19 protein-coding genes are annotated in these 22,062 nt (G+C 69.3%); 5 read left to right on the top strand and 14 right to left on the bottom strand.

Features of this window, described 5'->3' with window-relative positions; all coding sequences use genetic code 11:
- Nucleotides 1–7 precede the first annotated feature (7 nt).
- The 6 genes from HZ992_RS15790 to HZ992_RS15815 form a co-directional block, all read right to left on the bottom strand.
- Entirely contained in the window at nt 8–1,306 is a 1,299-nt protein-coding gene (locus HZ992_RS15790) for a TRAP transporter large permease (RefSeq protein WP_209382791.1), read from the bottom strand.
- Nucleotides 1,296–1,808 (bottom strand): TRAP transporter small permease, encoded by a 513-nt coding sequence (locus HZ992_RS15795; protein ID WP_209382792.1) that lies wholly within the window; start codon nt 1,806–1,808, stop codon nt 1,296–1,298. The genes HZ992_RS15790 and HZ992_RS15795 overlap by 11 nt, the downstream gene beginning before the upstream one ends.
- Nucleotides 1,809–1,818: 10 nt before the next feature.
- Nucleotides 1,819–2,793 (bottom strand): TRAP transporter substrate-binding protein, encoded by a 975-nt coding sequence (locus tag HZ992_RS15800; protein ID WP_209382793.1) that lies wholly within the window; start codon nt 2,791–2,793, stop codon nt 1,819–1,821.
- Nucleotides 2,794–2,821: 28 nt separating this feature from the next.
- Nucleotides 2,822–3,622 (bottom strand): putative hydro-lyase, encoded by an 801-nt coding sequence (locus tag HZ992_RS15805; RefSeq protein WP_209382794.1) that lies wholly within the window; start codon nt 3,620–3,622, stop codon nt 2,822–2,824.
- A gap of 74 nt (nt 3,623–3,696) precedes the next feature.
- The gene (locus tag HZ992_RS26055) at nt 3,697–5,421 is read right to left on the bottom strand and encodes a GGDEF domain-containing protein (protein WP_209382795.1); all 1,725 of its coding nucleotides are present in this window, start codon (nt 5,419–5,421) and stop codon (nt 3,697–3,699) included.
- On the bottom strand, nt 5,418–6,389 hold the full coding sequence (locus HZ992_RS15815; RefSeq protein WP_209382796.1) for a LysR family transcriptional regulator: 972 nt from the start codon (nt 6,387–6,389) through the stop codon (nt 5,418–5,420). Before HZ992_RS15815 ends, HZ992_RS26055 begins: the two co-directional genes overlap by 4 nt.
- A gap of 120 nt (nt 6,390–6,509) precedes the next feature.
- Here HZ992_RS15815 and HZ992_RS15820 point away from each other — a divergent pair, with 120 nt between their 5' ends.
- The 5 genes from HZ992_RS15820 to HZ992_RS15840 all read left to right on the top strand — a co-directional run bounded on the left by HZ992_RS15820 (nt 6,510) and on the right by HZ992_RS15840 (nt 12,821).
- A complete protein-coding gene (locus HZ992_RS15820) occupies nt 6,510–7,475 on the top strand; it encodes a TRAP transporter substrate-binding protein (RefSeq protein WP_209382797.1) in 966 nt (321 codons plus the stop codon).
- A 39-nt stretch (nt 7,476–7,514) separates the two neighbouring features.
- Nucleotides 7,515–8,024 carry a TRAP transporter small permease gene (locus tag HZ992_RS15825; protein WP_209387197.1) on the top strand — a complete coding sequence of 170 codons (510 nt, stop codon included), beginning with the start codon at nt 7,515–7,517 and terminating at the stop codon, nt 8,022–8,024.
- The gene (locus HZ992_RS15830; RefSeq protein WP_209382798.1) at nt 8,017–9,318 is read left to right on the top strand and encodes a TRAP transporter large permease; all 1,302 of its coding nucleotides are present in this window, start codon (nt 8,017–8,019) and stop codon (nt 9,316–9,318) included. Before HZ992_RS15825 ends, HZ992_RS15830 begins: the two co-directional genes overlap by 8 nt.
- 131 nt (nt 9,319–9,449) lie before the next feature.
- Nucleotides 9,450–11,984, top strand: coding sequence for a GspE/PulE family protein (locus HZ992_RS15835; protein ID WP_371816738.1), 2,535 nt, complete (start codon nt 9,450–9,452; stop codon nt 11,982–11,984).
- Between the two features lie 171 nt (nt 11,985–12,155).
- Entirely contained in the window at nt 12,156–12,821 is a 666-nt protein-coding gene (locus HZ992_RS15840) for a hypothetical protein (RefSeq protein ID WP_209382799.1), read from the top strand.
- Between the two features lie 34 nt (nt 12,822–12,855).
- On the opposite strand, the gene HZ992_RS15845 is transcribed toward HZ992_RS15840, so the two are convergent.
- The 8 genes from HZ992_RS15845 to HZ992_RS15880 all read right to left on the bottom strand — a co-directional run bounded on the left by HZ992_RS15845 (nt 12,856) and on the right by HZ992_RS15880 (nt 21,975).
- A complete protein-coding gene (locus HZ992_RS15845; RefSeq protein ID WP_209382800.1) occupies nt 12,856–13,428 on the bottom strand; it encodes a YceI family protein in 573 nt (190 codons plus the stop codon).
- A gap of 104 nt (nt 13,429–13,532) precedes the next feature.
- Nucleotides 13,533–15,176 carry a hypothetical protein gene (locus HZ992_RS15850; protein WP_209382801.1) on the bottom strand — a complete coding sequence of 548 codons (1,644 nt, stop codon included), beginning with the start codon at nt 15,174–15,176 and terminating at the stop codon, nt 13,533–13,535.
- Nucleotides 15,177–15,846: 670 nt separating this feature from the next.
- Complete coding sequence (locus HZ992_RS15855) at nt 15,847–17,523, bottom strand: hypothetical protein (protein ID WP_209382802.1); 1,677 nt, start codon at nt 17,521–17,523, stop codon at nt 15,847–15,849.
- Between the two features lie 68 nt (nt 17,524–17,591).
- Entirely contained in the window at nt 17,592–17,891 is a 300-nt protein-coding gene (locus HZ992_RS15860) for a hypothetical protein (protein WP_209382803.1), read from the bottom strand.
- 6 nt (nt 17,892–17,897) lie between these two features.
- Nucleotides 17,898–18,152 carry a sulfur carrier protein ThiS gene (locus HZ992_RS15865; RefSeq protein ID WP_209382804.1) on the bottom strand — a complete coding sequence of 85 codons (255 nt, stop codon included), beginning with the start codon at nt 18,150–18,152 and terminating at the stop codon, nt 17,898–17,900.
- A 75-nt stretch (nt 18,153–18,227) separates the two neighbouring features.
- The gene (locus tag HZ992_RS15870; protein WP_209382805.1) at nt 18,228–19,571 is read right to left on the bottom strand and encodes an NAD(P)/FAD-dependent oxidoreductase; all 1,344 of its coding nucleotides are present in this window, start codon (nt 19,569–19,571) and stop codon (nt 18,228–18,230) included.
- 70 nt (nt 19,572–19,641) lie between these two features.
- Nucleotides 19,642–21,489, bottom strand: a complete 1,848-nt coding sequence (locus HZ992_RS15875; protein WP_209382806.1) for an aldehyde ferredoxin oxidoreductase family protein — start codon at nt 21,487–21,489, stop codon at nt 19,642–19,644.
- Nucleotides 21,490–21,501: 12 nt separating this feature from the next.
- Nucleotides 21,502–21,975 (bottom strand): 4Fe-4S dicluster domain-containing protein, encoded by a 474-nt coding sequence (locus tag HZ992_RS15880; RefSeq protein ID WP_209382807.1) that lies wholly within the window; start codon nt 21,973–21,975, stop codon nt 21,502–21,504.
- Between the last annotated feature and the right edge of the window lie 87 nt (nt 21,976–22,062).

Genomic DNA, 22,062 nt, shown 5'->3' on the forward strand with positions numbered 1-22,062 from the left:
CACCGCGCTACATGCGCGAGGGCATCCAGGTGGCGATGCCGGGCACGAACCACAGCAGCAGCACGAAGGCCAGCATCAGCCAGAACAGCGGCATGGCCTTGGCGGCGATCCAGGTGATGTCGCGCCGCGTCAGGCCCTGCAGCACGAACAGGTTGAAGCCCACCGGCGGCGTGATCTGCGCCAGCTCGACCACCAGCACGACGAAGATGCCGAACCAGATCAGGTCGAAGCCGGCCTTCTGCACCGTGGGCAGCAGCACCGCCATGGTCAGCACGACCATCGAGATGCCGTCGAGGAAGCAGCCGAGCACGATGAAGAACACCACCAGCATCAGCATCAGCGCGAAGGGGCTGAGCTGGAGGCCGCCGATGAACTCGGCCAGGTGCCGCGGCAGGCCGATGAAGCCCATCGCGAGCGTGAGGAAGGCCGCGCCGGCAAGGATCAGTCCGATCATGCAATACACGCGGGTGGCCGACGCCAGGCCTTCGCTGAGCGCCTTCCAGCTCATCGACCCTTCGATGGCAGCCAGCAGCAGCGAGCCGCCCACGCCCAGCGCCGCCGCCTCGGTGGCAGTGGCCACGCCGGTGTAGATGGAGCCGAGCACCAGCACGATCAGCGTGACCACCGGGATCAGGTGGCGCGAGGCGGCGAGCTTCTGCGCGAACGAGGTCGGCGGGTCGGCCGGCGGCACCTGCTCGGGGTGGCGCAGCGCCCACACGACGATGTAGCCCATGAACACCAGCGCGAGCAGGATGCCCGGCAGCACGCCGGCCATGAACAGCTTGGCGATCGACACGTTGGCCGCCACGCCGTAGACGATCATGATGATCGACGGCGGGATCAGCAGGCCCAGCGTGCCGGCGCCGGCCAGCGTGCCCACCGCCATGTCGTCGGGGTAGCCGCGCCGCTTCAGCTCGGGCAGGGTGATCTTGCCGATGGTGGCGCAGGTGGCGGCGCTGGATCCCGACACGGCCGCGAAGATGGCGCAGCCGATCACGTTGGTGTGCAGCAGGCGGCCGGGCAGGCGGCCGATCCACGGCGCCAGGCCGCGGAACATGTCTTCCGACAGCTTGGTGCGGAACAGGATCTCGCCCATCCACAGGAACAGCGGCAGCGCGGTCAGCGTCCAGCTCGAGGTGGAGCCCCAGATCGTGAGCATCATGCTGTCGCCCACCGGGCGCTGCGTGAACAGCTCCATCGCCAGCACCGCGACGCCGAGCAGCGACAGGCCGATCCACAGCCCCGAGCCGAGCACGGCCAGCAGCATCACGATCAGGAAGCCGGTGATCAGCAGGTCATTCGACATGGCTGGCCTCCGGGCCGACACGCTGGAAGTAGGCTGCACCCGCCCAGCGCGAGACGATCGCTTCGGCCAGCGACAGCGCGAAACCTGCGCAGCCCAGCGCCATAGCGATCTGCGGGATCCACAGCGGCGTGGCATCGGCCGAGGGCGAGACGTCGTGCATGCCGTGCGACACCCACACCAGCCGCACCGCGTAAATCGCCATGTAGACCGCCAACGCGAAGCCCGCCAGCAGCGACCACCACTCCAGCGCCGCGCGGGAGCGCGGCCCGAGGCGATCCATCAGCAGCGTGACACGGATGTGCTCCTGGCGGCGCAGCGTCTGCGGCAGCGCGAGGAACAGCGCCGCGGCGATGGCGTAACCCGCGTACGCATCCAGTCCCGGAAGATCCCACGCGGCCAGCCGGGCGATCACGCCCAGCGCGACGGTGACGAAGGCCGCGACCATCGCCAGCGCGGCCAGCACGGCGAGCCATCGATCGAAGGCAGCGACGAAGCGGTGCATGGCGCGCCGATCACTTCGAGAAGGCGTCGATCACCGCCTGGCCGTCGGGCCCGGCCTGCTTGAGCCACTCGGCGGTCATGGTGGCGCCGATCTTGCGCAGCTCGCGGGTCAGCGCTTCGCTGGGCGCGGCCACCTTCATGCCCTTGGCGGCGAGCTCCTTCAGGTACTCGTTGTTCTTCTGTTCGCTGGTGGCCCAGCCGCGGGCCTCGGCGGCGGCGGCCGATTTCAGCAGCGCTTCCTGCGTCGGCTTGTCCAGCGTCTCGAAGGCCTTGGCCTGCACGACCACGGCGTTCTTCGGCAGCCAGGCGTTCACGCCGTAGAAGTACTTCACGCTCTCGTAGAGCTTGTTCTCCACGCCACTGGCGCTGGAGGTGAGGAAGTTCTCCACCGTGCCGGTGGCCAGCGCCTGGCCGAGCTCGGCGAGCTGGATGGTGGTGGGCTGCGCGCCGGCGAGCTGCGCGATGCGCGAGGTGGCCGGGTTGTAGGCGCGCATCTTGGTGCCCTTGAGATCGGCGATGGTCTCGACCGGCTTGCTGCTGTACAGGCTCTGGCCAGGCCAGGGCGAGACGAACAGCAGCTTCATGCCCTGCGCGGCGAGCAGCTTTTCGATGGCCGGCCGGGAGGCGTCGGAGAGCTTCTTCGCTGCCGGGTAGCTGTCGGCCAGGAAGGGGATGGAATCGACGCCGAACAGCGCGTTCTCGTTGGCCGCGCCGGACAGGATGAACTCGCCGGCCTGCGCCTGGCCGGTCTGCACCGCGCGCTTGATCTCATTGGCCTTGTAGAGCGAGCCGTTGGGGTGCAGCACGATCTTCAGCTTGCCGCCGCTGGCCTTGGCCACGTCGGCAGCGAACTGCTGCACGTTCTCGGTCTGGAAGCTGCCGACGGCGTAGCCGGTGGGCAGGTCCCACTGCGTCGCGGCGGGCGTCTGGGCCAGGGCGCCGCCGAACAGCGTGGCGCCGAGCATCGAGAGGACGAAGGACTTCATCGGGGCATCTCCGGGCAGGGGTTGGGGTTCAGAAGCTGGCCAGCTGGTGGTTCAGCAGATCGGTGATCAGCATCGCGCCGGGCGCGTGGGTGATGCAGAACTCGGGTCGCGCCTGCGCGATGGCCGCCTGGGGCGTGACACCGCAGGCCCAGAACACCGGCAGTTCGTCGGGTTTGACCTCGACGGCGTCGCCGTAGTCGGGGCGGGACAGGTCGCCGATGCCGATCTGCGAGGGATCGCCGATGTGCACCGGCGCGCCGTGCACGTCGGGGAATCGCGAGGTGATCTGCACCGCGCGGATCGCCGCGGCCGGGCGCAGCGGGCGCATCGTCACCACCAGCGGGCCGGAGAACACGCCGGCCGGCTCGGTCGGGATCGAGGTGCGGAACATCGCCACGTTCTTGCCCTCGTCGACATGGCGCAGCGCGATGCCCTCGTCGCGCAGCGCCTGCTCGAACGAGAACGAGCAGCCGAGCACGAAGCTGACCAGGTCGTCGCGCCACAGCGCGGCGATGTCCGTGGGCTCCTCGACCAGTTCGCCGTCGCGCCAGACGCGGTAGCGCGGCACGTCGTGGCGGATGTCGATGCCCTGGCCCAGCCGCGGCAGCGCGGCGACGCCGGGCTCGCCCACGGCCAGCAGCGGGCAGGGCTTGGGGTTGCGCTGGCAGTAGAGCAGGAAGTCGTCGGCCCAGCGCTTGGGCAGGATGACGACGTTGCCCTGCACGTGGCGCTCGGCGATGCCGCTGGTGTGGCTCGTCCATCGGCCGGCGCGGATCAGCGCGCGGGCCTGGGCCGGCGTGGCGTCGTGGATCGGGGGGTGGTCTGGCATGCGGCGGATTCTGTTGCCGCCGACTCACCCCCGACAAACGAGATTTTTTTCTATGTCGTGATCGGTTTTATCGATCAGCGGGGCTGCCGTCGATCCTCACCAGCGCGCGGCCGCGCGGCCGCCCGCATCGGCCGCATCGGCCCGGCGAGCATGAGGCCGCGCTTCGCCACGCCGGAGATACCAGAACTTCCGCCGCTGGCGTCCTCGAAGTTCGTCGCCTGAAAGCGCTGCAGCAGGTCGCGCAGCCGCGCCGCCGCCTGCGGCGCATCGGCGCCGGGGAACAGCAGCACGAACTCCTCGCCGCCGTAGCGGCAGACGATGTCCTCGGCCCGCGTGTCCGAACGTGCCAGCTCGGCGAATCCGCGAAGCACGCGGTCGCCGGCGTCGTGGCCATGGCGATCGTTGACCTGCTTGAAGTGGTCGAGGTCGACCAGCGCCGCGGCCAGCGGCACCACGCGGCGCCGCAGCAGGGCCAGCAGCGCGCCGCCGGCCTCGAACAGGTGGCGGCGGTTGTGCAGCCCGGTGAGTGGATCTTCGAGCGCCTGGGCGCGCAGCCGCTCCTGCAGGCGCTCGTTCTCGGCCACCTGGGACCGCAGCGACGCGTTCAGCGTCTCGAGCCGGCCGGCGAGTTGCTGCGCGCTGTCGCGCTCCCATTCCGCCTGCTGCAGCCGGTGCGAGATCTGCAGGCTGATCTGGCGCGAGCGGGCGGCGCGGCCGAGCAGCGCCTCGTGCGTTCTGAAGGCGGCATCGAGCAACCGGTAGGCCAGCGCATGGTCGCCCACGCCGCCGGCCGCCTGCGCTGCCACGCGCAGCAGGTTGACGCGATCGATGGCGACCGTGCTCTCTTCGCCCTGCTGGCGCAGCAAGGCCTGGCGCGCCAGGCACAGCCGCAGGGCCTCGCCGGCCTGGCCGCGCGCCAGCAGGATGCGCGCGCCCAGCCACACGCGTGCGGTGGCCAGCTCGTTGCTCATCGGGTCGATGTGCACCTCGCCGCCGAGCGCGGCCTGCGCCTCGTCGACTAGGCTGTTGTCGAGCAGGGCCTGGGCGATCTCTTCGTCTCGGTGCAGGGCCGGCAGGTCGTCGGCACGGATCTTCCCCATCAGGTGCTCGCGCGCCACCACCAGCGCCTCGGCGGGTCGCCCCATGAGGCACAGGCACTGCACCAGGTTGCCCGCGGCGTAGATGGTCTGGCGGCGCGAGCCGACGCGCTGCGCGCCGGCCAGGCATTCCTCCAGCAGCGGGCGCGCATCCTCCAGGTTGTACAGGTCCGACTGGAAGGAGCCGAGGTTGTTCAGCGCGTTGACCACGAGGCTGTCGACACCGCTGCGGCGCGCGATCGCCAGCGCCTGATAGAAGAGATCCAGCGTGCCGTCGTTGTCGCCCTGCATCGACAGCACCACGCCCAGCGAACCCGCACTGAGGTAGGCATCGACGGCCGGGCGCTGCTCGGCCTGCAGGTGCAGCAGGCGCAAACCCGCCTGCGCGTCGGCCAGTCGGCCTTCGCGACGGAACTGCTGCGTCTGCACATGCTCGATCAGCCAGCCCGTCCGAGCGGCGCAGCGGGCCGGATCGTGCGCGGCACGCGCCGCCTCGAGCTGCGCGATGCCCGCCTCCAGGGTGCCTTCGCGCAGTTCGAAGAGAGCGAGGATGCAGATGGCCTGCAGCCGCTGTTCGGCGTCCGCCGAGGCACTGGCCAGCACCTGGCCGGCCAGAATCGCAGCGGCTTCGCCGTCGGCCATGATCACGCCGAGCGCTCGCTCGATGAGCGCCGCCACGTCCGGTGCAGGGGAAGGGATCACGATCGTGGTCGGGTACGGTTTCGAGCAGGCGTTTCTTCCGCCAGACGGATATCGGCCGGCGCCGCTGGAACTGAAGCTTTCACGCTCGCGCGAGCGCTGCCGGCGAAGGCGAGCACCGCATCGATCAATGCCGAGGGCACACCGCCGCCGGGATCGTGCCGGTAGCTCAGGTGCACCGGCAGCGGCGTCAGCGCCACGTCGCAGGCCAGGGGCTTGAGCGGCAGGCGCTCGGTGAGGCGGCGCACCGCCGCCCGCGGCAGCGTGGCCACACCGAAGCCGCCCTCGACCAGTTGCACCATCGCCGAGATCGACGAGATGGTGTGCACCCGCGGCGGCTCCAGGCCGGCGCGGCGGAACAGGTCGAGCAGCGCCACGTGGGGCTGGGAGCCGCGCTGGAAGGTGAGCAGCTCCAGCCCGGCCAGATCGGCCAGCGCATAGCGTCGCTTGCGGTGCAGCTCGCGGTGGCCGACGAAGACCATCTCCATCGGCGGCAAGGCTCGGCTGCGCAGGCCGTCACCGCCGGCCGGCAGCGCGGCGAAGGCCAGGTCCAGCGTGCCGCGGCGCACCTGCTCGACGAGCACCGGCGTGGTTTCCACCGTCAGCTCGAGTTCGAAGCCGGGCTGCGTCTCGCGCATGTGCTGCACCCACTCGATCAGCCAGGAGTGCAGCACCGACTCGATCGCGCCCAGGCGCAGCGACAGCGCGCGCGCGGCCGCCGAACCCATCTCGGACTTGATCTCGCGCTGCATCGCCAGCAGCCGTTCGGCATAGACGAGGAAGCGCGTGCCCGCCACGGTCAGGCGGATCTGCTTGTCGCGCCGGTCAAGCAGCAGCGCGCCGAGCTCTTCTTCCAGCGCGGCGATGCGGCTGGACATGGCCGACTGGGTGATGAATAGCTTCTCGGCGGCGCGCGACATGCTCTTCAGCGACGCCACCCAGAAGAACGCCTCCACGAAACGCAGGTTCAAACGCCGCTCCCGTTCGATGTGCCGATCCCCGGCACGGGCATTGCATGCGCCGGGAAGGTCCTCAATCGCGACGCTGCCCGCAGCGCTTATTCTCCAGGCTTCTTCTTTCAGGGAGACCCCATGTCCTCGCGCTTCATCATCGCCCTCGCCAGCCTGTTCGCGGCCGGCTCCGCCTTCGCCCAGACCAAGTGGGATCTGCCCGCCGCCTACCCGGCGAACAACTTCCACACCGAGAACCTGACGCAGTTCGCCGCCGACGTCGACAAGGCCACCGCCGGCAAGCTGAAGATCACCGTGCACGCCAACGCCTCGCTGTTCAAGGCACCTGAGATCAAGCGCGCCGTCCAGGGCGGCCAGGCGCAGATCGGCGAGATCCTGCTGGTGAACTACCAGAACGAGTGGCAGATCTTCGGTGCCGACGGCCTGCCCTTCCTGGCCGACAGCTACGACGAGTCGATGAAGCTGTACAAGGCGCAGAAGCCGCTGCTCGACAAGAAGCTCGGCGAGCAGGGCATGATGCTGCTGTACGCCGTGGCCTGGCCGCCGCAGGGCATCTACGTGAAGAAGCCGATCGCCTCGGCCGCCGACCTGAAGGGCGTGAAGTGGCGCGCCTACAGCCCAGCCACCGCGCGCATCGCCGAGCTGGTCGGTGCGCAGCCAGTCACCGTGCAGGCGGCCGAGCTGTCGCAGGCCATGGCCACCGGCGTCGTCGAGAGCTACATGAGCAGCGGCGCCACCGGCTACGACACCAAGACCTACGAGCACATCAAGTACTTCGTCGACACGCAGGCCTGGCTGCCGAAGAACGCGGTGATCGTCAACAAGGCCGCCTTCGACGCGCTCGACAAGCCGACGCAAGCCGCCGTGCTGAAGGCCGGGGCCGACGCCGAGGCCCGCGGCTGGTCCACCAGCAAGGTCAAGAACACCGAGTACCTCGAGCTGCTGAAGAAGAACGGCATGACCATCGCGCCGCCGACGCCGCAGCTCAAGGCCGACATGACGAAGGTCGGCGACACGATGCTCAAGGAGTGGCTCGAGAAGGCCGGCCCCGAAGGCCAGGCGCTGGTCGACGCATTCCGCAAGTAAACCGGCATGCGCCGCGAGACCACTGAAGCGCACGGCGGGCTGCGCCGCGCGCTGGATGGCCTGTACGACGGCTGCGCCGCGCTCGCGGCGCTGTTCATGGTGGGGCTGCTGGTGATGGTGATGTTGTCCATCCTCGGCCGGCAGCTCCATTTCAACGTGCCGGGCATCGACGCCTACGCCGGCTACATGATGGCCGGCGCCGGTTTCCTGGCACTGGCGCACACGCTCAAGCGCGGCGAGCACATCCGCGTGACGCTGCTCATCGGCCGGCTCACCGGCGCTGCGCAGCGTGGCATGGAGTTGTGGGCGCTGTTCGCCGCTTCGCTGCTGGCGCTGCTGTCGGCCTTCTACAGCGCGCGGCTGGCCTGGCAGTCCTACGCCTTCCACGACATCTCCACCTCCAACGATGCCACGCCGCTGTGGATCCCGCAGCTGAGCATGGCGCTGGGCACCGCGGTGCTGGCCATCGCCTTCGTCGACGAACTGGTGCTGGAGGCGCGTGGCCGCCGCGTCGTGCTCGCTTCGGACGAGGCCACCCGCAATGAGTGACATCGCCATCACGCTGCTGCTCGTCGGCGCACTCTTCGCCATCCTCGCCAGCGGCGTGTGGATCGGCCTGACGCTCTCGGGCGTGGCCTGGATCGGCATGCAGCTGTTCAGCTCGCGGCCGGCCGGCGACGCGATGGCGGTGACGATCTGGGGCTCCTCGTCGAGTTGGACGCTCACCGCGCTGCCGCTGTTCGTGTGGATGGGCGAGATCCTGTTCCGCACGCGTCTGTCGCAGGACATGTTTCGCGGCCTGGCGCCGTGGATGCAGGCGCTGCCCGGTCGCCTGCTGCACGTCAACGTGGCCGGCTGCGCGATCTTCGCCGCCGTGTCGGGCTCGAGCGCCGCCACCTGCGCGACCATCGGCAAGATGAGCCTTCCCGAGCTGCAGCGACGCGGCTACCCGGAGATGATGTCGCTGGGCTCGCTGGCCGGCGCCGGCACGCTGGGCCTGCTGATCCCGCCCTCGATCATCATGATCGTCTACGGCGTCAGCGCCGACGTGTCGATCGCGCAGCTGTTCATCGCCGGGGTGTTGCCGGGCATCGTGCTGGCGGCCATCTTCTCCGGGTGGATCGCGATCTGGTCTCTGATGCACGCCGACCAGATCCCGCCGGCCGATGCGCCGATGAGCTTCGGGCAGAAGCTGCGCGAATCGCGCCACCTGATCCCGGTGGTGCTGCTAATCGCCGCCGTGCTCGGCTCCATCTACGGCGGCATCGCCACCGCCACCGAGGCGGCCGCGCTGGGCGTGGTCGGCTCGCTGATCCTGTCCGCCGCACAGGGCTCGATGAACTGGGCCACCCTCCGCGACTCGCTGCTCGGCGGCACGCGCCTGTACTGCATGATCGCGATGATCCTGGCCGGCGCGGCCTTCCTCACGCTGTCGATGGGCTACATCGGGCTGCCGCGCCACCTGGCCGAGTGGATCGGCACGCTGGGTCTGAGCCGCTGGCAGCTGATCGCCGCGCTGACGCTGTTCTTCATCGTCCTCGGCTGCTTCCTCGACGGCATCTCGATGGTGGTGCTGACCATGGGCGTGATCCTGCCGACCATCCAGAAGGCCGGCATCGACCCGCTGTGGTTCGGCATCTTCGTCGTCATCGTGGTCGAGATGGCGCAGGTCACGCCGCCGGTGGGCTTCAACCTGTTCGTGCTGCAGGGCATGACGAAGAAGGACATCGGCACCATCGCACGCGCCGCCTTCCCCTTCTTCATGCTGATGGTGCTGATGGTCGTGCTGCTCTATGCCTTCCCGCAGATCGTGACCTTCCTGCCCGAGCAGATGAAGCGCTGAACTGGCGGGAACTGCCCCGCCATTTCCGGCCATCACCGCCACGCGCCGCGGCGCACCATCGACACTGCGACTGCCTGCGACCCGGCGTTCCCCTGCCCGGCGCGGACGCAGTGCGCCGTACGAGGACCGCGATGGCCGATCTGTCGACCCCCCTGGACTGGAACCTGCCGAAAGGCCCGGGCGCCGGCCCCGCCGCGCCCGAGAAGGCCGCGCCCGAGGAGTTCTGCTGGCCGCACCCGCCCTTCGCCAGCTACCCGGCGCCCGCGCCGCAGACCGACCCGATGCCGTGCCAGATCGTCGGCCTGAACGACAAGCAGCTCACCGGGCGGCTGACCTTCTTCGTGCCCGAGGAAGCGGTGGCCCACGTGCAGCTGCCGCCGGCGCGCACCACGCTGCCGCTGCGCTTCGACCAGTTCCGTTCGCTGACGCTGACCACGCCGCTGGCACCTCAGCCGCTGCCGATGGGCGACCCGCACTCGATCCTGCTCGGCCAGCGCACCTGCAGCGACTACCGCATCACCTACACCGGCGGCGGCGAGACGCGCGGCCAGACCATCGGGCACGTCGAGACCGACCACGGCCTGTACCTGTTTCCGCCGGAAGACGACACCGGCCGCGTGCGCCGCATGTTCGTGCCGCGCGCCGCCTTCGAGAGCTACGAGCTCGGCCCGCGCATCGGCGAGGTGCTGGTGGAGCAGAACCGCGTCACGCCGGCACAGATCGAGGAGGCGGTGGGCACGCAGAAGAACCTGCGCAGCCAGAAGCTCGGCGACATCCTGCTGCTGCGGCAGGTGGTCTCGCCCGATCAGCTCTTCGAGGCGATCGATCGCCAGGCGAAGATGCCGATGGTGCGTGTGGGAGAAGCGCTGATCTCGCTGGGCATGATCACGCAGGAGCAGCTGAACGAGGCTCTGCAACAGCAGCAGAGCGACCGCGGCGTGCCGCTGGGCGAACTGCTGGTGCGCATGGGCGTGGTCTCGCGCAGCGACCTGCAGGTGGCGCTGTCACGCAAGATGGGCTACCCGCTGGTCGACCTGGACGCCTTCCCGGTCGAGCCCGACGCGCTGCGACGCATCCCGTTCGCCGTGGCGCAGCGGCTGCGCCTGATGCCGCTGCTGGTCCGCGACGGCCGGCTCGTGGTGGCGCTGGACGACCCGGCCCGGCGCCGCGCCGCGGTGGAAGAAGCCGAGTTCAGCGCGCAGATGAAGGTGGTGCCGGTGCTCGCGCAGTGCCGCGACATCGACGACACGCTGCAGGCCGCCTACGAGAAGATCGGCGCGGCCACCGGCGGGCGCGCCGGGCCGGAGACCGACCTGCAGGCCATCGAATTCCAGCTCACCGACACCGACAAGCTGATCGAAACGCTGGAGCGCGAGGGAACGCAGCCAGGCGGCGGCGAAGACGTGCCGATCGAGCAGAGCGACAACTCGCTGGTGCGACTGATCAACAACATGATCGCCGAGGCGCACAAGGACGGCGTGTCGGACATCCACATCGAGAGCTACCCGGGGCGCGAGAAGATCCGCATCCGCTTCCGCAAGGACGGCCTGCTGCGCACCTATCTCGAGCTGCCGCCGAACTACCGCAACGCGATGATCGCGCGCATCAAGATCATGTGCGACCTCGACATCAGCGAGAAGCGCAAGCCGCAAGACGGCAAGATGAACTTCGCCAAGTTCGTCGCGCAGCACCGCATCGAGCTGCGCGTGGCGACCATCCCCACCAGCGGCGGCCTCGAAGACGTGGTGATGCGCATCCTGGCCTCGGCCAAGCCGATCCCGCTGCCGCGCATCGGGCTGTCGGAGCGCAACCTGGCCGAGCTGCAGCGCGTCGTCGAGCGGCCTTACGGCATGGTGCTGTGCGTGGGCCCCACGGGCTCGGGCAAGACGACCACGCTGCATTCGGCGCTCTCGCACATCAACGTGCCCGAGCGCAAGATCTGGACGGCCGAGGATCCGGTCGAAATCACCCAGCCCGGGCTGCGCCAGGTGCAGGTGAACCCGAAGATCGACTGGACCTTCGCCAAGGCGCTGCGCGCCTTCCTGCGCGCCGACCCCGACGTGATCATGGTCGGCGAGATCCGCGACACCGAGACCGCGCAGACCGCCGTGGAAGCCTCGCTGACCGGCCACCTGGTGCTGTCGACCCTGCACACCAACAGCGCGCCGGAGACGGTGACGCGGCTGCTCGACATGGGCATGGACCCGTTCAACTTCGCGGACTCGCTGCTCGCCGTGCTGGCGCAGCGGCTGGTGCGGCGCCTGTGCGGCGAATGCCGCACCAGCCGGCCCGCCACCGACGAGGAGGTGCAGGAGCTGCTGGCCGACTACATGCACGCCTTCGCCGAAGGCGACACGCCGCAGGCGCGGCAGGAGACCCTGTCGGGCTGGATCGGCCGCCATGGCCGCGACGGCCGGCTGCACATGCACCACGCGCCGGGCTGCCCGAACTGCGACAACACCGGCTTCCGCGGGCGCGCCGGCGTGCACGAGCTGATGGTGGTGTCGCGCGCGATGCGCCGCCTCATCCAGACCGGTTCACGGGCCGAGGCGCTGCAGGAAACGGCGTTGCGCGAGGGCATGCGCACGCTGCGCCAGGACGGCATCGAGAAGGTCTGGCAGGGCGTGACGACGATCGACGAGGTGCGCGCGATCAGCAACCTCTGAGGCGGCGGGCGGCGCGCGCCGTGCCGCCCGTTTTCGAGTGCACAGCCTAGATTCTCCGTGCCGATTGGGTTTCGCCCTCTAGGGGCAGGTCACGACACTGTCCATGGAGTTGCCCCGCCGCACCTTTCGGTCGGGCAAGTGGACAGACCCCCTCACTGAAGGAAGCACGTCATGACCAAGAGCACCCTGCGCACCGTCGCCCTCGAGACCGTTGCCAACTACCGCCAGGCGGCCGAACACGCGGTGGGCGCCTACCGAGCCAGCGGCCACCGGCTGCTGGCGATGATGAGCCGCAACCTGGAGCGCGGCACCCGGCGCATCGCGCCGACGCTGGTCCAGGCGGTGCAGCAGACCACGAGCAAGGTCGGCGCCGTCGCCGCCAAGGGCATCGACAGCGTCAGCGCGCGCACCGAGCGCGCCATCGAGATCGGCAGCAGCGGCGTCACGGCACAGATCGACCGCGTCGCCGATCTGGCCCGGGGCATCGAGAACCGCTACGTCGCCACCGGCCTGGAAGCCGTTTCCCGCTTCAGCCTGACCGGCGCGCAAGCCGCGCTGACGGTGTCCGAGAAACTGGCCGCGGGCGCGGACGCGCTGGCGCAGGCCGTCGGCGGCAAGCATCTGCGAGGCGTCAACGCCGTGAAGCGCGCCAAGTCGGCGGTGAAGGCTGCCCGCCGTGCCACGGCACCGGCCAAGCCCAGGGCGGCGAAACCGGCCCCCGCCAAGGCCGCGCGCAAGCAGGCGGCTCCGGCCCAGCGGGCCGCCCGGCCGGCGCTGAAAGCCAAGGCGACGCGCCGCGCGGCGGCCAAGGTGCAGCGCGCCGCAGCGGCGGCCTGATCCCGCTCGCGCGGCCTTGGCGGCGCGACCCGCGTCAGGGCTGTGCGATGGCCTCGACCTGGATGCGCAGGTCGACGTTCATCTTGAAGCCGTAGTCCTTGCCCGCGCCCAGGCCGAAGTCGTCGCGGTTGAAGCTGCCGCTGGCGTCGGCGCCGCAGTAGTCGCGCTTGAGCATCGGGTGCGGGATGCACTTCAGCGAGTGGACCGCCAGCGTCAGCGGGCGTGTCACGCCGTGCAGCGTCAGCTCGCCCACGAGCTGGGTCGGCACGCGATCGACCGGCGACTGCAGGCTGCCCTTGAAGACCGCGCGAGGGTGCTTCTTCACGTCGAAGAAGTCCTTGCCGCGAGCCCAGGTGGCCAGCGCGTCCATGCCGAAGTCGATGCTGGACAGCTCGGTCACGATCTCGACGGACCCGGTGCCGGCGGCCTTGTCGTACAGCACCTTGCCGCTGCTCTTGTTGAGCTTGCCGCGCCACACGGAAATGCCCATGTGGTCGGCCTCGAAGCTGGGGAAGGTGTGGCTCGGGTCGATCGCATAGGTGGTGGGTGCGGCATGGGTGGCCGCGGCCGCCAGCAGCAGCGCCATGGCGGTCAGACAGGTCTTCATGTGGTTCTCCGGGCGGTTGATGCAGCCACGACGATCCTAGCCCGCCCCATTCGACAAGCGCTCGGCCGCAGCGCCGGAGCGCGGCAGGAGGCGGCGGTGCCCGGTCAGGTCGACTGCAGCACGCGGATCAGCATGTCGATCACGTCCGATCCGTCGGGAGACTTGAGGCGGTGCTGGCGCAGCGAGCGGGCCAGGTCGGCACGTGCCAGCATCTTGGTGTCCGAGCGGATCAGGATGCCGGCGATCGCCCGCTGCACTTCGAGCGAACGGGCCAGCGGAAACAGGCGTGCGATCTCGTGCAGGCTCTGTGCGTCGGCCAGCCGCTGCTTGGCCAGCGTCTCGAGGGCGCGGACCTGCGCGGCCGGCGCCGTCATGCGGCCGATGCCCGAAGCCACGGCGCGCAGCTCGCCGATGTCGGCGAGCGAACGGTGGCGCAGGTAGACCTGCACGGTGGCGACGTCCTCGTCGCGTGAGCTGGTCAACGCACGCACCGTCTCTTCGTGCGCCTGCGGGCTGCCCAGGCAGGCCAGCACCGCCGAATGCGCCACGTTGCCGGCGCGCACGGCACCGGTGGCCATCACCTGGCGGGCCAGGCCGGGTTCACGCTCCTGGTAGGTGGTACAGACCAGATCGACCTCGGTCTTGCCCAGGCTGCCACGCGCCATGCGGTCGCTGACCATGCGCAGGAACTCGGCTTGCTCCTGGGCCGGCGTGAGCCAGCCGAGCTGGCGCGCCAGGGACATCATGCGCGCCTGCACCGTCGATTCGTCGGCGTCGCGGGCGAACTCGAGGTAGCGGTCGCGCGCGCTGCGGTCGCGCTCGATCGAGGCCAGCGCTGCGGCCACCTCGGGCACGGCTCGCCGCTGCGGGCCGAGCGCGGCGGTGTAGCGCTCCAGGTGGTCGAGGAACATGCGCACTTCGGTCACGTCGCGCTTCAGCACCTCGTGCATGAAGGCCACCTTCTGCGCGTCCGACGGCCGGTCGTCCGCGAAACCGCACATGTCGGCACGGAAGGCCGCATGCGGGTCGGCGTCGCTCAGTCCCGCCACCGCGATCATCGAGCTCGGGCCGAACAACTTGAGCAGCGTCGGGCTCGGCCGGCCGCTGCCGACCTCGCCCGCCGGCGCGGTCTGGAAATAGCGTTCCATCAGCGGCCCGGCGGTGCGCCCGAGCGGCGCCTTCGAAGAGAAGCCGTAGAGCACCGGCACGTCCTTGAACACATGGCGCAGGCGGTCGCGGTTGCTCTGGCCATAACGTGCGCTCAGCTGCGCGGCCACGCGTTCGGCATCGGCCTGCGAATGGCCCGAGCGCAGCAGGCTGCGCCGGATCTCGCCCTCGGCCACGTGCCGCGGCTCGGACTTCAAGGTGTTGCACCCGAACAGGTACACCTCCTTGAGCTTCGAGAACAGACCGTTACCCGAAGCGCTGCACGACTCGTGCTGCATCTCATGAACGGTGAGAAATTCCCGGTCGTCGTGGCGGTCGGTGTAGAACTCGGTGCCGTCGTCGAAGTGGCCCGAGATCACCAGCACGTCGCAGCTCACTCCGCGTCGGCGCGCCGAGGCCAGCCAGTCCGGCTTGCCGCGCTGCACCAGTTCGACGAACTGATAGTCGCTCGGCGGCAGGTGGCGCTGGAACGATTCCTTCTCGTCGGGCGAGTTGATCGTGACGGTGCACACCGTCTTCGGCGCAGCGTGGGCCCCGAACGACCAAGCCGCACCCACGCAGGCCAGCAGGACTGCCGGCAAGCGCGGGACGATGCGAGAAAAGCGGCATTGATACACCATGGGGTAAGTGTTCCACATGCGCGAGGAGCGTGGAAAGAGCCTGTAACCGCCAGCAAGTTCCTCGGCTTGACTCAGGTCAGTGCGAAGACCCGTCCGGGACGGTCAGAAGCGGCTTGCGACCCTTGAGCCAGATTCACAAGTGACCGCTTCATAGGGCGCGCGGGCAGGCGGTCCGGGTATACGCTCTCCGGCCCACGCTCGCGGGCGACCACCGAGGGACGCGGCGGCTGCCTCATCAACAACGCCTGCGGCCTGCACCCGCCAGGGCGACCGCGAATGGGACCTGCGATCGCACACCCGAACCACCTGCCCCAGCAGCACCGAGGACTTCGTGACGGCAGGCCACCGCCGATGCCGGCAGGGCGGCGGTGGTACCCGCGGGCGCAGGCCCCATTCGCGGTCGCCCAGGCGGGAGCGAACCGGACACGCTGTTGACGCGGTGAGGGTGGCGTGCCGCAGTGGTCGCCCGCGAGCGTGGGCCGGAGAACGCGGGTACCGCCGTCGACCTGCGACCATGCCCGTCGCATGCAAAGCAGTCCAACGAAGACCGCAAAGGGCCGCGAACCGACTGTGCTGCGCAACCCCGCAGGCGCCTGGCTTAGACGGCCCGGGGGACCTTGCGCGAGGCTGCTCAAGGGGTCTGCAAGCGCACGATCAGAGCGTCGACCATGCTGTTCCCGCCCGCAGGCGGGCGGCGGTTCTCGACAAGCGTGAGAAGCAGCCGCGTGCGCGCGAGCGACTTCCGGTCGGCCCGGATGAGGATGCCGGCGATGGCGTTCTGTACCTCCCATGACGGCGTCCGCGCGAACAGGTCCGTCAACGTGTCCAGCGCCTCGCGGTCGGACAGGTAGTGGCGGCCCAGCGACTCGAGTGCGCGGACCTGGGCGTCGCCCGGCGCCATTCCGGCGATGCCGGAAACGACGCTGCGCAGTTCGTCGACATCGGTGATCGGCTGGTGACGAAGGTAGGCCTGCGCCATCGCCACATCCGCCTCGTCCTTGCTCTGCAGCGCCTGCAGCACGCGCGCGCGGCCCTCGGCGCTGCCCAGGCACGCACGCATTGCCGCATGCGCCACGTCGTCGGCCACGCCGCCTGGCACGACACGCCGGTTGAACGCGCCGTCGAGGTCGCCCTGCGCGTTCAGGCCGCAGGCCAGCCCGATCTCCGGCACGCCGACCTGGCGCCGCGACTGCAGTTCGCCCAGCATCAGCGCAAGCTCCTCCCAGCGCCGGTCTTCCGTCAGCCAGGCCAGGTCGCGTGCGACGTCGAGCAGGCGGACCCGCGCCGTCGGCGGCTCGGCCACGCGCGCGTCCTCCAGAAAGCGCTCGCGCGCCGCTGCGTCTCCCGCGATGGCGGCCAGCGCCTGCGCCACGGCCGGCCGCTGCCGCATCGGCTCGTCGAGCATGCTCGTCAAACGGCGGATGCGATCGATGTAAAGCCGTGCCTCGGCCGTGTGCCGTTGCAGGAGCTGGTGCACGAAGCCGAGCTTCTCGGCTGGCGGCCGGCGATCGTCGGCGAACTGGCACATGTCATGCCGCGCCTGCAGGTGCGGGTCCTCGTCGGTCATGCCCTGCGTCGCGGTCATCGAGAACGGCGCGAAGTGGCCGAGCAGGCGGCCGCTGGGGTGGCCGCGCGCGATCTCACGATCGCCGCTGACGCGCAGGTAGCGCTCCAGCGTCGAGGCCGCGGTCGGGCCGAGCGGCGCCGTCGACGAGAAGCCGTAGATCACCGGCACGCCCTTGAAGATCTGCCGCATGCGGTCGCGGCTGCTCTCGCCATGCGCGGCAGCCAGCGACTGCAACTCACGCTGGGCCTGCTTCGGCGCCAGGCCCTCGCGCACGAGGCTGCGTACGATGTCGGACGACGCGCTGCTCTGCGGCTGCGGGTTCAGCGTGTTGCAGCCGAACAGATACACCTCTTTCAGTCGCGAGAAGAGCCCCGGGCAGGAGTCGCTGCACGAGACGCGCTCCAGCTCGTCGACCGGCAGGTGCTCCTGCACCTCGAGCTGATCCGAAAAGAACGAGTTGCCACCGTCGTAGTGGCCGGAGATGACGAGCACATCGCAGGAGATGCCGGCACGGCACGACGAGTCCAGCCAGTCCGGCCGGCCGCGCTCGACGAGCTCGACGAAGCGGTACTTCGATTCAGGCAGATGGCGGCGCAGCGCTTCCTTCTCGTCGGCCGAATTGACGGTGACGGTGCAGACGGTCTGCTGGGGCGCAACAGGCGCGGGGCCGGCAGCCCAGGCCAACGGCATCGTCGCGGCGGCTGCGAGCAGGGCGAGACGGCGAACCAGCGACCGGAACATGCGGCCATGCTAGCAAGCCGGCCATGCCCGAACAGTGCGCTCGCGTACCGACGGCCGGGAGCCGCGAGTCAGCCGCCGCCGCGCTGGGTGTACAGGTCGAAGTAGCGCATGAAGGCCTGGCGAGGCGCCTCGCCGACGCCTTCGAAGTGGAACGCGATCGCCAGCCGGGGCATGCGCAACAACGCGATCCGGCGCGGCGGCAACTCGCGCCAGGCGAGTTCCAGCCGGCCGCCGTCGATGGCGATCTCGGCCGAGCGGGGCAGCAGCGTCAGCGCACGGCCGTTCACCGCACCCGGCAGCCACATCAGCAGCTCGGCCTCGGTGCAGCCCATCTCCCGCTTGAAGTCGGCGGCGTAGAACGCCTGCATCGCGGTTCAGCCACCCGCGATGGGCGGCCAGATGGCGAGCACGTCGCCTTCCTGCAGCACGCGGCTCAGCCGCTCCTCGGGCGGCACATAGGTGCCGTTGACGAGCACCAGGTGCACCAGCTTCTCCGGCATGCCGAAGGGCTCGATGACCTGCGCCACCGAGCTGCCTTCGGGCAGATCCAGCGGCACGCGGTTGTCGTAGCGCGCGTCGGCGGGCAGGTACTGCGTGAGGCTGGCGTAGAGCTTGAAGGTGATCTTCATTTCAGTGGCGCCCGGCCGCTCCGAAGCCACTGAGCGCCCACTCGGGGGGCCGCGAACGGAGTGAGCTTAGGGGTCTCATTTCGGCGCGACGAGCGCGCGCTGGCTCTGCCCCTGGGCGCTGGCGAGATAGGCCTCCATCAGCATGGTCGGGTCCTTCAGAAGCGTCTGCTTCCACTCGCCGAGCTTCACCTGGCCTTCGACCAGCCCGCGCATCACACCCACATGATCGGTCCAGCCGATGCTGTTGCAGCCCACCATGACATCGCCCTTGAACTGCAGGCTCAGGTGCTTGCCGGCGGCGCGGTCGGTCAGCTCCACGTGCTCGCCGCCGGGCACGCCCTGCCAGTCGCCGAAGCTGGTGGAGATCAGGCCCAGCGTGTCGAGCACGTTGATCTGCGTGACGCCCTTCAGCGTGGCGCCCTTGCCGACCATGTTCATCGCGGCGATGTAGGCCTGGTCGGCGGCGTTGGGCTGGATGGCGCTGACGATGGTCTTGCCGCTCGTCACGTCGAAAGCCTCGGCGCAATCGCCGGCGGCATAGACACCGGGGATGGTGGTCTGCATGTGCTCGTCGGTCAGCACGCCCTGCAGGCACTTGATCGGCGAGTCCTTCAGGAAGCCGATGTTCGGCCGCACGCCGGTGGCGCTGATGACGAGGTCGGCTTCCAGCGACTGGCCGTTGGAGAGCTTCACCTTCATCGCGCCGCCCTCGGCCTTGCCGCCCGAGCCGAGGCCGACGGCCGATGCGATCTTGCCGAGCAGCCCGGCCGGTTCGGCCGCACCCGCCGCCTCGATGGCCTCGACGCGCGTGCCGGTGAACACTCGCACGCCCTTCTTCTCGCACCAGTCCTTGATCATGCCGCCGGCGGTGGGGCCCATCATGCGCGGCACCATGCGGTCGCCCATCTCCACCACGGTCAGCTCGACGCCGCGCGCGGCCAGCGCCTCCATGATGATGCAGCCGATGAAGCCGGCGCCCATCTGCAGCACCTTCGCACCCTTGCCCGCGCGCTGCGCGATGGCGCGCGCGTCGGCCAGCGTCCAGCAGGTCTGCACGCCGGGCAGGTCCATGCCGGGAATCGGTGGATGCATCGGGCTGGAGCCCGTCGCGATGAGCAGCTTGTCGTAGGGCAGCGACGTGCCGTCGTCCAGGTGCACCTGCTTGCGGCCGGTGTCGATGCCCTTGGCACGGCCGCGCTTGAGCTCGATGCACAGGCTGTCGAAGTGCCCGGCCGTGTGGCGCAGGTGCGTGCCCTCTTCCTGGATGTTGCCGATCAGCAGGTAAGGGATCGCCATGCGCGAGTACGGCGCCTCCGGCTCGTCGCCGACGAGGGTGATGCGGTCGTTCGGAGCGTGCTTGCGGATGGTCTCCGCGGCGATCACGCCAGCAGGGCCGGCGCCGAGGATCACGTGGTTCATGTTTCTTCGTTCCTGAAACAACGAAGGCGGTTTTCGCAAACCGCCTTCCGGGTTCAACGCAGTGTCCGGCTCACAGGCTCAGACGCGAGCGCGTCTCGGGCTTGAGCTGGCCGTCGGCGTCCCAGCCGCGTGCCGCGTAGTACTTCGGCAGCATCTCCGGCAGCTTGCTGACCAGGCCCTTGGCCGGGCCGGTCTTGGCCTGCTCGTTCAACAGTCGCGGGGGCAGCGTGTCGTCCTTCGACGTGAAGCCGGCGCGGTTGTTGAAGTCGCGCTCCATGTTCCAGATGCGCTCGCCGATCTTGGCCATGTTCTCCAGCGTGAACTCCGGCCCGCAGGCGGCAGCGACTTGCGGCGCCACGTCGGCCAGGCCCCAGGCGAAGCTGGTGAAGATGCAGATGCCGGCGGAGTCGAACGCGGCGGTCGCGTCCTGGAACGCGATCACCAGTTCGGGCTTGCCTTCGGCGGTGAGCGGGTCGGTCTTGACCGGGATGCCCAGCACCTCGGAGGCCACGGTGTAGCTGCGCAGGTGGCAGGCGCCGCGGTTGCTCGTCGCGTAGGTCAGGCCCATGCCCTGGATGCCGCGCGAATCGTAGGCCGGGAACTCCTGGCCCTTGACGCTCATGCTCAACTCGGGGTGGCCGTATTTCTTGCACAGGCGTGCCGAGCCCTGGCCGATCTCCTTGCCAAAGCCTTCACCCTTGGCCGTGATCTCGGCGAAGTAGGCCAGCGCCTGCGCGCTGCCGAACTTGGCGTCGATGCCCAGTTGCTCCTTGGTGAGCACGCCCATCTCGTAGAGCTCCATCACCGCGCCGATGGTGGCGCCGAAGGAGATCGGGTCGAAGCCCTGCTCGTTGCACAGCAGGTTGGCGTACTGCAGCGCTTCCAGGTCGTTCACGCCGTTGGCCGCGCCCAGTGCCCAGGCCGCTTCATATTCCAGGCCGCCGGAGGCGCCCCAGTACTGCGGCTTGTTCTGCACGGTGAAGTGGCCCTGGTCCATCTTGCTGATGCGGCCGCAGGCGATCGTGCAGCCGAAGCAGGCCTGGTTGGTCACCAGGTGCTTCTTGCCGTCGGTCTTGCGCGGCGTGGCCATCGCTTCGGCGGAGATGTCCTTGGCGCCCTCGAACTGGATGTCCTTGTGGTTGCGCGTGGGCAGCGCGCCGATCTCGTTGATCACGTTCATCAGCACCTGGGTGCCATAGGTCGGCAGGCCCTGGCCGGTGACGGCGTTGTCGGCGAGGATCTTCTTCTTCTCGAAGGTGACCTTCATGAACTCCTTGGGGTCGGCGACATTGCCCACGCCCTTGGTGCCGCGCACGGCGATGGCCTTCAGGTTCTTGCTGCCCATCACGGCGCCGACGCCGGAGCGGCCGGCGGCGCGGTGCAGGTCGTTCACGACCGCGGCGTACAGCACCAGGTTCTCGCCGGCCAGGCCGATGCTCGACACGCGCGCCAGCGGTTGCTGCAGCTGCTTCTTCAGCGTCTCTTCGGTTTCCCAGACGCTCTTGCCCCACAGGTGCGAGGCGTCACGCAGCTCGGCCACGTCGTCCTCGATGTAGAGGAACACCGGCTTCGCCGACTTGCCTTCGAAGATGACCATGTCCCAGCCGGCCATCTTCAGCTCGGCGCCCCAGTAGCCGCCCGAGTTGGAGCAGGCGATGGCGCCGGTCAGCGGGCCCTTGGTGACGACGGTGTAGCGGCCGCCGGTGGAGGCCATCGTGCCGGTCAGCGGGCCGGTGGCCCAGATCAGCTTGTTGGCTTCGGACAGCGGGTCGACCTTGGGGTCGACTTCTTCGACGATGTACTTCGTCGCCAGGCCGCGCGAGCCGAGGTAGGCGCGCGCCCAGTCCATGTTGAGGGGTTCCGACTTGACGGTGCCGGCGGTGAGGTTGACGCGGAGGATCTTTCCTGCCCAAGACATGTCGTGCGCTCCTTAGGCTGCGGGTTGGTTGCCAAGCTTGTCGGCCCAGGCCTGCATCTTGTTCAGGCCGGTCCAGTTGGCGTCGGTGTAGGTGATGGCGCCGGTCGGGCAGGCCGTGGCGCAGGCGGGGTCGCCGCCGCACAGGTCGCACTTCTGGACCTTGCCGGTCTCCTGCACATAGTTGATCGTGCCGAAGGGGCAGCTGATCGTGCAGACCTTGCAGCCCACGCAGGTGGTCTCGTTGACCACCTTGGCACCGGTCAGCTTGTCCAGCGTGATCGCCTCCACCGGGCAGGCGTGCAGGCACCAGGCCTCGTCGCACTGCGTGCAGGTGTAGGGCACCTTGCGGCCGGTGTGATGGAAGTCGAACACCTTGATGCGCGACTTGGCCGTGGCGTAGGTGCCGTAGTTCTCGAAGGAACAGGCCATCTCGCACTGGAGGCACCCCGTGCACTTCTCGGGGTTGATGTTGAGCGTCTTCTGCATGGAGAGCTTCCTTTTCTGGGTGGGGCGGCGTCCCGCCTCGGGCGCTATGCACGAACGTACATAGCTTGCTGAGGGCGAGCCGCGTTC

The organism is Rhizobacter sp. AJA081-3, assembly GCF_017795745.1.
GTDB lineage: Bacteria > Pseudomonadota > Gammaproteobacteria > Burkholderiales > Burkholderiaceae_C > Piscinibacter.